Source organism: Paenibacillus marinisediminis, from assembly GCF_054343325.1.
The window spans coordinates 425,159-437,488 of sequence record NZ_JBTGUH010000002.1; the positions used below are offsets into that span (position 1 = coordinate 425,159).

Annotated in this window: 10 protein-coding genes; 4 read left to right on the plus strand and 6 right to left on the minus strand. The window is 46.4% G+C overall.

Going from position 1 to position 12,330, the window contains the following annotated elements:
* Positions 1-34 precede the first annotated feature (34 nt).
* A complete protein-coding gene (locus ACXX53_RS07660) occupies positions 35-1,819 on the minus strand; it encodes an ABC transporter substrate-binding protein (RefSeq protein ID WP_458568368.1) in 1,785 nt (594 codons plus the stop codon).
* Between the two features lie 388 nt (positions 1,820-2,207).
* Between ACXX53_RS07660 and coaA the strand changes: the two genes are divergently transcribed.
* Both coaA and ACXX53_RS07670 read left to right on the plus strand, forming a co-directional pair.
* Positions 2,208-3,128 (plus strand): type I pantothenate kinase, encoded by a 921-nt coding sequence (gene coaA, locus ACXX53_RS07665; RefSeq protein ID WP_458568037.1) that lies wholly within the window; start codon positions 2,208-2,210, stop codon positions 3,126-3,128.
* A gap of 231 nt (positions 3,129-3,359) precedes the next feature.
* The gene (locus ACXX53_RS07670) at positions 3,360-3,812 is read left to right on the plus strand and encodes a GyrI-like domain-containing protein (RefSeq protein ID WP_458568038.1); all 453 of its coding nucleotides are present in this window, start codon (positions 3,360-3,362) and stop codon (positions 3,810-3,812) included.
* A gap of 83 nt (positions 3,813-3,895) precedes the next feature.
* Here ACXX53_RS07670 and ACXX53_RS07675 read toward each other — a convergent pair whose 3' ends face one another.
* Positions 3,896-4,960, minus strand: coding sequence for an ATP synthase beta subunit C-terminal domain-containing protein (locus tag ACXX53_RS07675; RefSeq protein WP_458568039.1), 1,065 nt, complete (start codon positions 4,958-4,960; stop codon positions 3,896-3,898).
* Positions 4,961-5,195: 235 nt separating this feature from the next.
* Here ACXX53_RS07675 and ACXX53_RS07680 point away from each other — a divergent pair, with 235 nt between their 5' ends.
* On the plus strand, positions 5,196-6,530 hold the full coding sequence (locus tag ACXX53_RS07680; protein WP_458568040.1) for an amidase: 1,335 nt from the start codon (positions 5,196-5,198) through the stop codon (positions 6,528-6,530).
* 116 nt (positions 6,531-6,646) lie between these two features.
* A complete protein-coding gene (locus tag ACXX53_RS07685) occupies positions 6,647-8,770 on the plus strand; it encodes a DUF5693 family protein (RefSeq protein ID WP_458568041.1) in 2,124 nt (707 codons plus the stop codon).
* 71 nt (positions 8,771-8,841) lie between these two features.
* Here the strand turns inward: ACXX53_RS07685 and ACXX53_RS07690 are convergent, their stop codons facing one another.
* The 4 genes from ACXX53_RS07690 to hutI all read right to left on the minus strand — a co-directional run bounded on the left by ACXX53_RS07690 (position 8,842) and on the right by hutI (position 12,300).
* Positions 8,842-9,063 (minus strand): cold-inducible protein YdjO-related protein, encoded by a 222-nt coding sequence (locus ACXX53_RS07690; RefSeq protein ID WP_458568042.1) that lies wholly within the window; start codon positions 9,061-9,063, stop codon positions 8,842-8,844.
* A gap of 309 nt (positions 9,064-9,372) precedes the next feature.
* Positions 9,373-9,648 carry a helix-turn-helix domain-containing protein gene (locus ACXX53_RS07695; RefSeq protein ID WP_458568043.1) on the minus strand — a complete coding sequence of 92 codons (276 nt, stop codon included), beginning with the start codon at positions 9,646-9,648 and terminating at the stop codon, positions 9,373-9,375.
* A 404-nt stretch (positions 9,649-10,052) separates the two neighbouring features.
* Positions 10,053-11,015 carry a formimidoylglutamase gene (gene hutG, locus ACXX53_RS07700; RefSeq protein ID WP_458568044.1) on the minus strand — a complete coding sequence of 321 codons (963 nt, stop codon included), beginning with the start codon at positions 11,013-11,015 and terminating at the stop codon, positions 10,053-10,055.
* Positions 11,005-12,300, minus strand: coding sequence for an imidazolonepropionase (gene hutI / locus ACXX53_RS07705; protein ID WP_458568045.1), 1,296 nt, complete (start codon positions 12,298-12,300; stop codon positions 11,005-11,007). Before hutI ends, hutG begins: the two co-directional genes overlap by 11 nt.
* Between the last annotated feature and the right edge of the window lie 30 nt (positions 12,301-12,330).

Below are 12,330 nucleotides of genomic sequence, written 5' to 3' on the forward strand. Positions count from 1 at the left end.
AAGTCATCCAAATACAGGCCTTTTCGCTGTGCAATTAGTTATGAATCTGGTACAACGCTCTGATGCCCGCGCCATCCATTACAATTTGCGGAGGAATGTTGCTGCCGTCTCCTTCTACCGGGAACCCCTTCCAGACAGATTCATTGACCGTGTAGAATACCCATGGACGGTACATGAGCGGAATGGACGGAATGTCCTTGAGCCACATTTGAGTCAGCTCGGTGTACAGCGACTTCAACTCTGCTTGATCAGAGATCGTAGGGATCTTATCGATAATCCCGTCTGCCTTGTCATTCTTATAGCGGCCCCAGTTCCAGAACGCCATCTCGCCGACAGGCGCGACTCCCTTAGAGTACATAATCGTTCTTGCTCTATCCCAAGGCTGGCTCGGGTTTACACCGCCAGCAGGCGTATTCATAATAATGTCGAATTTGCCGGTTTGCAGGTCATTCGTCCACACAGGCGCTTCCGGGAATTTCGTCCGGATCTCAATGCCGATCTTCTTCGCGCTCTGTGCGACGATCTCCAATGCCGCGTTCCAGTCCGACCAGCCATACGGACACTCGATCTCGTACGGCCCAAGGCGTGTGCCATTTAGGACGCGAATGCCGTCGTCCCCTTTCTTAGCTCCTATCGAATCGAGCAATGCATTCGCGGCATCTACATCCGTCGTCCACTGCAGGTCTTTAATCGCTGCTTGATCGACATACTTGGATTCGGCTGACGTATTGAGAGTTAAGGACGGCTCCATCTTAGCAGAGTATCCGCTCATCGCCAGCTCCGCGATCTTGTTATAGTCGATGCTCATCGCAATCGCTCGCCGTACATCCGCATTGTTCAGCCCTTCCTTCGCCATATTGAAGAAGATCGAAGGCATGGATCCCGGAACATAATACGGAAGCTCTTTTAGATACGTTTTTACAGGAGCTCCGTCTTTCCACATGTTCGCCACTTGCGGTATGAACTGCTGAGACATATCGACCTGACCGCTCTTGAAGGCTAGATCTCCTGAAGCATTATCTTTAAACACAACGTGCGAAATATACTTTGGAGCAGGCAGCTTGCCGAACAGCGCTTTACCCCAATAGTTGTCGTCCCTTTCAATCGTGATCTTCTGATCATTGAAGAACATCAGCTTATAGGGTCCCGTACCGACCGGATTGAGATTCACTTCTTGCCGGATTGCCGCAAGATCATTGTTCGCTTTCTTCTCAATCTCTTCCCATATATGCTTCGGCATCATAGGCAGAATCTCGATGCTGTCCAGCACAGTCAGCTTATTAGGATTAGCAGGGTTCAGCTTGATCAGAACCGCATTCGCACCGTCCGCCGCTACTTCCTGAATGTAAGTCCAATAGCTGCTCCAGTTGATATCGTATTTTTTACCTAATGAATAGGTATAAACGACATCGTCTGACGTAAACGGCTTGCCGTCACTCCACTTCGCATCTTTATTCAGTTCAATCCGCAGCGTCATATCATCTGTCCATTCATATTTAGTGCCTAATAACGGCTCAAGCGCGCCGTCTAATTGGTTAATCATGAACAAAGTCTCATATACCAGCTCTCTAGAGCTGCCATAGTTTACTGGAAAAGCAGGATTGCCGCTCAGTAGGTTGAAATTCGACGGCGGTCCCCATTGTATTCCGTTCACATACAAAGTCTCGTTCCGCGGCGTCTCTTTGACTGTTCCCGCATCTGGAGCAGGTGTTGGCGTAGGAGTAGGCTGCGGTGTTGGATCCTTCTTCTCCTCCTTAGGCTGGCTAACAGGAGGCGGCGTGGCTGTACCTGTACAACCAACTAGCATCGACAATGCCATGAAGCTTGCCACTATCGGACCGAACGCTTTTCTAAGCTTCAATTGAATCCCTCCAATTTCTGTTCAAATGCGTGCGATCATATGTCGCAGATCAATTGATAACGGTTACAAAACAGTCGGTAGCGGAGCTCATTCACGAAGAATCATAAGCCGTTATAATCAAATGCAGCCATAACAAGACACGCCTTATCACTTATTCGAATTGTATGACAGATTCTTTTGCATTAGACTTCTATTTCATTCTTACTAATCTAACAGTTTGACATTTCTATGCTGCTAGATAATAATAATTTCTGTCATACTGTATCACATAGATTCATCCTATATTGATCATTGACTTCAATACGAATAAATCATGCTGTTCATCTTAAACATGTGAGGTTAATCTATGAAATCCTTCAGTCCCTACCTAACCTTGGAACGGAATCAATGGGCAACATTATACGATCACATGCAGTTGTCACTGACTTCTGCACAGTTCGAACGCTTACTTGGCTTGAATGAGCGCATCTTAATAGATGAGGCGGAAGAAGTGTATCTTCCGTTAACGAAGCTCATACATATTCATGTAGCTGCGGCCAAGCAATTAAGAGCGGATACAACAGCCTTTATGAAGCAGGATGATGTACATGTCCCTTATATCATCGGTATCGCAGGAAGTGTAGCTGCTGGCAAGAGCACCACTGCGAGACTGCTGCAGGCGCTCTTGTCCCAGTGCGAGGATCATCCGCGCGTCGATATTGTAACGACCGACGGCTTCTTATATCCGAATAAAGTGCTGGAAGAACGCGGCATCATGAACAAGAAAGGCTTCCCGCAAAGCTATGATATGAAGAAGCTCATTCAATTCTTGACAGATGTCAAAGCAGGATACGACGAAGTTCATGCGCCGGTGTACTCTCATCAGGTCTATGACATTGTAGAGGATGAAACGATTGTTGTCCGCAAGCCGGACATCCTCATTCTCGAAGGGATTAACGTACTGCAAGTCAACAAGACGGCGAGCGTATTCGTCAGTGACTTCTTTGATTTCTCGATCTACGTGGACGCTCCTGAGCAAGAGCTGGAGCATTGGTATATGGAACGATTTCTACTGCTGCGAGAAACGGCGTTTCAGAACCCGGACTCCTACTTCCACCGCTTCACCGAGATCGACAAGGAGGATGCTGTGCAGATTGCTAAGGACATATGGCAGAGCATTAATCATGTGAATCTGAAGCAAAATATTTATCCTACGAAATCCCGTGCTAAGCTGATTCTATGCAAGGGCGAGGATCACCGCGTAGAGAAAATTATGCTTCGCAAATAAATAAGGGGCGTGTCTCTTGGATAGATTACTTTATCCAAGAGACACGCCCTATCTTTATATTAGGCTCTTTTCGGCAAGTTTGTTGCGGTATTCCCTACGCGCTACATCGACAACTACTTGTTCTGGTTCCGCTTCTTAGAGCTGCACAAACAAAAAGAAGGAAATTTTTGTGTGAAAGTAGAATATAACCATTGAAATATTGTGGCCTAAATTTTCAATAGGAGGATTCCAGTGGATAATCAACAATTAAATGAGCTACAAGTAGCGAGACAAGAACGCTTAGAGGAATTAACAATTGTTGGGGTAAGCGAAGAACTGTCTACCAAGGGCTTTGGGCACCTATGGGATGAATTGTATGAAAGAATGGATGAAATCGAGTTTATTGCTAACCGAAATATTGGATTTGGGTTAATTTGTAATATGAGATACATGGCTGGTATTCAAGTGTCAAGCACCGAGAAGATTCCAGAGGGAATGGACAGCATCACAGTACCCGCTAATGAGTATGCGGTGTTTGTTCATAAAGGACAAATACAATTTCTTAAACAGACATGGGATTTGATTGCTCAAAAATATTCAATTCACTGTAATATGTCTGAACCCAGTTTTGAAAGATACGACGAAAGGTTTAATCCAATTTCGGATGATTCCATATTAGAGATTTATGTGCCACTTAAGAAATAACTTAGAACCTTTTTGTTCTGCAACTGAAGTAAACACCGCCGTATGAACGGCGGTGTTAGTTATTTTATATAGCAACAATATTATCATCCTGTTACACGATCCGTGAGCTGACCGATGTACTTCAGGTTCGCGGGTTCAACCCCATCCGTTCCACCATCTATGATTCGTCTAACATCATCAAGTGTTTCCTGCAGTGAGAGCCACTCGCCCTTCTTCTTGGTGAAAGCTTCTGCTACATAAAACGGCTGCGTTAAATAGGCTTCCAAGCGCTCTCCGCGAGCGTAGGTTTCTTGATCGCTCTCCGTGAACTTCTCCATACCAAGCACGCCAGCTAGCGCACGCAGCTCTCGGTAGCGTCGCAGCACCTTGCGCGCACGCTGCTGAATCATGAGATGCGTCGCGTCCAATTGACCGTCTTCCAGCAAGATGGAGGTAGAAGCGATTGGATCAACCGCAGGATACATATGACGGCTTGATAAGTTAATATCGAAGTTCCATAACGTATCCAGCGGCCCATATGGAAGCTCCTCGTCCACTGCCTCGCCGCGAGTATCGACAATTGCAATGGTAATTGGACGTTCGCTCAGACCTTGAAAACGATCCTGCAAAGTCCTTAATTCTCCTGTCAGCACAATCTCACGATCTGCTGCCAACATTACATCTCGATCCTTTCGCAGCTTCGTGATCAGCTCCATTGCTTCCTCCATCGTATTGCAATTGAACTCGGCGGCATCGTGAACATCACTAATACCGTGACTGTCGATGGAAGGCTTCCAGAATACTGTTGCATAACCTCGCTGCTGTAAACGGTGGAACAGCTCCGCTAATAGGACAAGCTGCCCCATGCCAGTCCGTGCCACTAATCCGATCGTCCCCCCGCGTACAACCGGTGAGAATAAATCCAACGTCTTAATCCCCGTTTCGATCATCCCTAATCCACTCCCCCGAATAATTAATTCATCCAAGCTGCAGCCGGCAAGCGACGCCAAAGTCACAAGTGTTCTCACTTCAGCGCGTCCTACAGGAATCTTGCCTGTGCATAGATTGGATACTGTTGCTGGTCGTAAGCCTGCGGCGCGCGCAGCGACTGTCAGATTAGGTACTCGCCGCCGCAATAGCGGTACATTCAGCTGCAAATGCTCATTCATATAACACACCCCCTTTGTTACTTTATATGGTAATTTAAATTACTCTCAAAAGCAATAACTATTTTATATTATTTTCCATAATAGGAACTTGCCCAAATCTCCTGCACCTTGACCTTAATCTTGTATTCATCTTGATTGTTATTGCATATGAATTGACGGAATAGCAGTTATTATGATTGCGCATCGGACCAGCCTGCTTGATGCTGCTCGTCCACTTGCACAAGGAGTGATAGGTTTGAAACGACGAACGATCCGAGAATTGCAAGCCGGATATGCAGAAAAACGTTTTACGCCATTAGAAATTACGATTCAGTACCTCAAGGCAATCGAGGCTAGGAACGTAAAGCTGCAACCATTTTACAAAATTCTAAAAGAAGATTCCCTCCGTCAAGCACAAATATTAGAGCTTAAGGCAGCAAGCTCGCTGCCATACGGACGATTATACGGTGTCCCTCTGACCTATTCTGATCACTCAGTAACGAGCATTTCTCCAACAGGGTGCCAACATACGCGGCAGCGAAAAGACATTCCAAACCATACAAAGTCCTCACTAGTGCATCAGTTATCGTTCCTGGACGCGCTGCTTCTAGGAGTGACAAGAAGAGAAAGAGTTCCATATCCCCAGACTATAGGACAAGCGAACAAGCTATCTAACCAACATCGCCAAAGTTCTCATGCTCTCAATCCCGCTTCAATAAGCAGTTTGAGCGCCGCAGTAGCCTCGAATCTATGTGCGGCTGGTTTCGAGTGCGACTCGTCGGGAACTCCTCGAATATCAGCTGCTGCATGCGGTGTAATCTGTCTTAAGCCTACGTATAAGCTAATCCAAAGCTTAGATTCGGTACCACTGACTTGGACTCTCGACCATAGCAGTATAACTACCGCTTGCGTAAGCGACGTTGCAGCAATGTTGGAAGCGCTCATCGGCCGATCCTACTCTTCCTATCTCACGGCAGACCTTAAGGGCTTGCGAGTTGGCATACTCCATCATGATGTAAACGAGTACGTGGATGCCGAAACTTATAAAGCGTATTTACAAGTAACTGTTGAACTATCTCGGTTAGGTGCTGTTCTGATAGATGTGGATTTGCCTTGCTTAGATGAAGCACATCAAGATCATATGATCATCAACACTTCAGAAGCCAATTACACATTAGCTAATCGTATGAATGACAATAGCTCCCTACTTATTGACAGAGATCAGCCTATACAGGATCCTGCTTCTATGACTACAGCCTTCCAATACATCTCCGCAATGAAGCGCAAAGAGCAATATATGTCGAGTATGCGTGACCTATTTGAGAAAATGGATATGCTGGTCATGCCAACTGCGCTAACGTCCGCTGAATATGAGACCTCTTCGGATCATACTCGCATGACGAGTTTTTTTAATCTCATAGAGCTTCCCGCTATGTCCATCCCATGCAGCATGACGAGAGAAGGGCAGCCAATCGGAGTTCAGTTTGCCGCAGCATGGAATAGAGAAGATATACTCATTCGTGCAGGGTATGCATACGAACAGAGTCAACTTCACATGATCTATCGACAGAGAGATAGTCAATTCTTGTAATCATTCATGTCGTATGATGTACTTTTCGAAAATATATTGTTATTATTGGGATTTAAAGGTAATATACCTGTATTAAAGCTTTAGCTGATCATCATAAATAGACGGAGTTGAGTTCTTTGACGAAATGGCTGCAACAGCTCAATCGCAATGCCGCAAAGTGGCTATGGTGCCTTGTAATAATCGGTTTAATCGCCGCAATGCCCTTGATCTACAATCGCGTGGTTACAGAACAATCCGCTAATCAAGTTGAGGTCGTCTTTCCATACTCGAATATTATCGAAATATCGAATCTCAAACCTAACTCGGATCAATTTGCAGCTGAACAGCTGGTCAAGATGAAGCAGGCCGGCATTAATTCCATAGCTGTCAGCGAGAGTACGCTTCAATCCCTTCAACAAAGCAAGCGGATCGAATTGTTCTCGCCCCGTGAAGCTGCGGCTTTACTCTCTACGAACATAAACACACAAGAGAACAACACGTATCTGCTATTTACAGATTCCATAGCGCAGACTGAACTGCAGCCGATGATTGAATCGGCCTTTAAGCGTCTCCATATTAAGCTTACTCCATGGGCGTACGCTCAGCAGACCGGTCTAATCATTGAGATGCCCCTTGCTGACGCGGCACTTGTCCCTATGGGGCCTGATCCTCTTGCATTGAAGCAATTGAAGGAACTAGGATTTGGAATTGTCATGCTGCAATCGAATCGAATCCAGCCCTTCTCTATCGATGAGATCTCTGCGATGTGGGAGCAGCTTGCTGAATATGGAGTTAAGTCAATGATTATCGACGGAGATGCGGTACCTGGATACACCAATGACGGTGATGTCGAGAACATGAAAGCAATGACCAGCCTACTGAATGAGTACAACATAAACCTTGCCATTATGGAAATGCAGAAGACTGATCCCAAAGGTCTGCAGGAATTCACACATCAGATGAACAATAACATGCTTCGCCTGCACTATTTAGCACCACAAGAAGTGCAGAAGCTAACGGACAATGTGCCGCAGCAGGAAATAGATCAGCGCATTCAACGTTATGCCGACCGCTTAGTGCTAGCTGTTAAAGACCGCAACATCCGCATGATATTACTGGGCGCAAAGCCAAGTATCAGTGCAGTTACAGGAATGTACACAGATCCGCTTGAACCGCTTTACTCGGTATTGAATGGTGTCGACGGCGCAGTCCCTCGCATTCAGGAGGCTGGCCTCAAGATTGGACAAGCTCATCCGTTCACTATATCAACCAGCAGTCTTGATATGGCGTTGAAGATTCTGATCGCACTCGGAAGCATTGCATTAATTGCTCTAACATTATCCATTTTCAGTAACATATCATTATGGCTCAGCTTTAGTATTGGTGTGGTCGGGTCTGTGGGAATCGGTTTCCTTTCTCAAAATATGCTGGCCAAGCTGCTGGCTTTTGGTTCTGCGATCTGTATCCCAACTTTAACCGTTATATTTGCACTAAAATGGATTAAAGGCATTATGACTCGCAGAGTTCGGACTTCACCATGGTTCGCCTTTGTACTATTCTTCGGGACGTCCTTGTTATCGATGATCGGAGCTGTGTATATTGCAGGGCTATTGAACTCGATCTCTTACATGCTGTTAATCGATCAGTTTATAGGCGTCCGAATCGCAAGTGTCGCACCGATCCTGCTTGTTGGACTCTATCTTCTCTTCTACCATGAGGAACTGCCGGGAAATGAGAAGCTCGATAAATTATATCGCATGCTAACTAAACCGATTACTGTACTATGGGTACTATGTGCTGGCTTTGCACTTATTGTATTGTTGTACTATGTATCACGCACAGGCAATTCCGGATATGCATCATCTATCGAGCTCGTATTCCGTACACTACTCGAGAATACATTTGGAGTCCGTCCACGGACTAAAGAATTTTTGTTCGCTCATCCACTGTTTATTCTCGGAGCCTTCCTAGCCCTGAAGAAGAGACCTGGAGCGATATATATTATGGCTATTGGCGTTATTGGGCAAGCATCTATTGTTGGAACGTTTGAACACCTTCATACCCCATTGCTGATTAGTACGGTTCGGGTCATTTATGGGGCTACCCTTGGCGCTGTTGTTGGAGTTATATACATCTTGGGTTGGAGTTTGTTGGAGAGAATCTGGATTCGTTATGTTCCAGTGGCACTTCAGGATCTGTTTACAACTAGAAAAACTAGTCGACCTAATCCCGGCAATTCAAATAGTGGTATGGAGCTTTAACTCTGTACTTACATCACAAACGGCTGCTTGCAGATGCAAACAGCCGTTTCTTATTCATGAATTGCAGTATTCTAAATATCAAATTCCGATTTCTTCTTGCGCGGTTGACGCTTTATCTTATTCTGAACCGGAGCCAGATGCTTCATACTGCGCATCATCGGTCCTTTGCATATGGGACAACTCATATCAGCGACAATAAACTCATCTCTTACCCAAGCTTTGCATTCAGGGTTGCGGCATTTCAGAATTTTCGTCGGCGTTAATTTCGGTTGTTCGTCTTCACTAGTTGTCATGATCGTACTTCCCTTCGTTATTGCATTTACAATTTAATATTCACCAATGACGGCCTTAAAAATTTTACATGTTTATGGACACGAAGTCAAAAAAAGATAAGACCAACGGCATAGGCCTGATTGCGCAGTTTCAGACACCACAAACCTGCCGGACGGTGAATAACATGTTCTGTTATAGCAAAAGATAACCCATGTGAATGAAGCATGAGTGCAGCTACCGAGTTGTTCACAGCATACATAAAAAAAGCCAAGACATATATTGTCTTAGCGCTGTAGAACTAATAATATGAAAAGCACACTCTAATGTGTCTACCTTTTGGACCAGTAGTAGAAAGGATAATAGTATGACACTTCTCTTCCAAGCAATGAGCACAGCTTTACTACACGTTCTTCATTCGGCACGCTGCCTTCGAACACCCATTTTTCCGCTGTTCGCTGCGTTACACCGCAATGTTCCGCTATATCTATAGTTCTCAGATTCAGACGAATCATGTCCTCATATATACGTTTATCATATAGATCGGTTTTTAGCTTTCGCTTAATAGGATACTCGCGATTCAGTTTTGGTTCAGGTTTGCGTTTCATTCCTTTGCATCTCGGACAAAGATAACGTTCTGAAGGATCTCCGCACTGTGCGCACAAACCGTTACGTCTCCGCTCTTGTCTCAGCAGCCTCATCGAAGTTTTTGCACAGAAAGACATGGTACTCTTATCCCCTTACATGGTGTGTTGATAATGTCATATTATCAATAATCATATATTTAATATGTACGTATTTTAAATGATAATGCGATTGCATACAGATAGCAAGCGACAAAAGATGACAAACTTCCGTTTCTGCCTTTCCATAATATGTGCTAACACTGCTTCTAAAAAGATCAGCTAGAGAGGGACTGGAGCAATTCGAGTACTACCTTTGAAAGGGATAACGTGACGTTAAGAAGGAGCTAACACTCAAGGGATTCTCTTGAGCTAGCTCCTTCTTCATGCTAACGCTTAGCAACGCCGCTTAGAAAGCTTAGCATAAACTGCACCGCGAGCCGCGAAGTCACATTGCGTACATCGACAGTAGGATCGATGCAGACGAAGTCCAGCGCGCGGACCTGCGGCAGAGAGCCAAGACGGTACAAGGCGTCCAGCGCATCCCATGGATTCATCCCGCCGGTACCGATGGCGGGACAGCCAGGCGCATAAGCTTGGTCGATTACATCGACGTCGAAGCTGACATAGATTGCGTCTGTTCCCTCGCCTGCCAGCGCGATAGCTTGATCCAGCACGGCATCGATTCCCATTGACCGCATATCGCGGGAGGTGAAGATATGTACGCCAAGGGAACGTACATAATCATGATACGGCTTCGAGTTCATGAAGCCACGAATACCGATCTGGACTAAATTATGTCCTTCCACGAGACCAGATTCGAGAATTCCGCGAAACGGTGTGCCGTTAGTAACACCACCGCTGTCAAAGTTCCGCACATCATGATGGGCATCAAAGTGAATGATGCCGATCTTCTGCTTCGAGCCATCGTTAACGAATGCTTGTACAGATGGCCGAGTGATCGAATGATCCCCGCCGAATATAATCGGGATCATCTGAGGATGAGCTTGCCGAACAGCTCCGATGCTGGCTTCGATCCGGCGATGGCATTCTGAGATGTCAGTCGCATGCATCTGGACATCTCCAAGATCGCGCACTGCCATCTCTTGCAGATCTACACCATACTCCAAGCTGTAAGTCGTAAATGACTTAAACGCCTGCCGCACTGCAGCAGGGGTACTGAATGCGCCTGAATGCGATATTGACGACTTCGACAAAGGTACGCCGATGATGCCAGCTGTCAGCTGCTCCTTACCATCCCACGGGCCAATCCATTGCGCGACTTTCATTTCCATCGGATCATGAAATCCGGCGCGTTCAGGAGCTCGCAAATAGGAGAAATTATCGTTCAACTGCTGCTCCCTCCCTCAACTGTCGATTCCACACCACAGGAATTCCATTCTTGATGACTCCGTACGTATGATTGATGCCAAAGTGATAAGGCAAATAGGATAAATTCGGCGCATCGAGGATCGCGAGGTCGGCCCATTTTCCAATCTCAATCGTACCAATATCAGCAGCACGCCCGATGGCCGCAGCAGCGTTGAGCGTGGTCGCTGTCAATATTTCCTCCGGTGTCATCTTCAGATTCAACGAAGCAAGCATCATGATGAGCTGGATCGATTCTGTCGGACATGAACCCGGATTATAGTCAGTTGATATGGCAACAGGCAGTCCATAGCGGTCAATCATATCTCGAGCTCGCGCATGCGTCTGAAGTCCGAGATTAAATGATGTACCTGGCAATAGCACAGGAATAACGCCCTCCTCTGCCATCGCAGCCAAACCGTCATCAGTCGCCGACAACAGGTGCTCCGCGGATATCGCCCCAACTTCGGCAGCTAGAGCAGCACCACCTAATGGCACGATCTCATCCGCGTGAATCTTCGGCATTAAGCCGAGCTCTTTAGCCGCTAGAAGAATACGGCGCGATTGTTCAATGGAGAATACGCCCTCCTCGCAGAATACATCGCAATATTCAGCCAGCCCTTGGCGGACGACAACAGGCAGCATCTGTTCGATAATGAGCTGAACGAATTCATCCTTGCGCTCCTTATATTCTTGCGGAACCGCATGCGCGCCCATGAAGGTGGAGATAATATCGATCGGATGAGTCTCGTGAAGCTTGCGAGCCACCCTCAACTGTTTCAACTCCACATCGAGCGTCAATCCGTAGCCGCTCTTCGCTTCTATCGTTGTAACTCCTTGCAGCAGCATATGATCAAGACTTTGATGCGCTTTCTCATATAGTTGTTCTTCAGTAGCCGCAGTAGTCGAATTAACCGTGCTTAATATACCTCCGCCATGTGCTAGAATGTCCAGGTACGGAACTCCTGACCGCTTTAGAGTCAGCTCATGTTCCCGTGAACCTCCATGTACGAGATGCGTGTGAGGATCAATGAATCCCGGTGTGACCATCCGTCCTCCTACATCAAGCACTTGTTCGGCTGCTACATGTCCAAGCGCATCCATCACATCCTGCCTCTTACCTGCTTGCACGATCCGCCCTTGGTCAATAGCGATGGCAGCGTCGTTCCATTCACTAATATGCCGCATCCGCTCGCCGCCGCACGCAGATGCTCCCAAGGGTGTAACCAGCTTTCCAATCCCTGTAACTAGCAAATCAATCTGTTCCACGAGTAATCCCCCTTTCCCCTAGCGCGTATT

Excerpts from the sequence above, each read along its gene's own strand:
- ACXX53_RS07660 (WP_458568368.1), bottom strand. The coding sequence starts at position 1,819 with ATGGCATTGTCGATGCTAGTTGGTTGTACAGGTACAGCCACGCCGCCT.
- coaA (WP_458568037.1), top strand. The coding sequence starts at position 2,208 with ATGAAATCCTTCAGTCCCTACCTAACCTTGGAACGGAATCAATGGGCA.
- ACXX53_RS07675 (WP_458568039.1), bottom strand. The coding sequence starts at position 4,960 with ATGAATGAGCATTTGCAGCTGAATGTACCGCTATTGCGGCGGCGAGTA.
- ACXX53_RS07690 (WP_458568042.1), bottom strand. The coding sequence starts at position 9,063 with ATGACAACTAGTGAAGACGAACAACCGAAATTAACGCCGACGAAAATT.
- ACXX53_RS07695 (WP_458568043.1), bottom strand. The coding sequence starts at position 9,648 with ATGAAACGCAAACCTGAACCAAAACTGAATCGCGAGTATCCTATTAAG.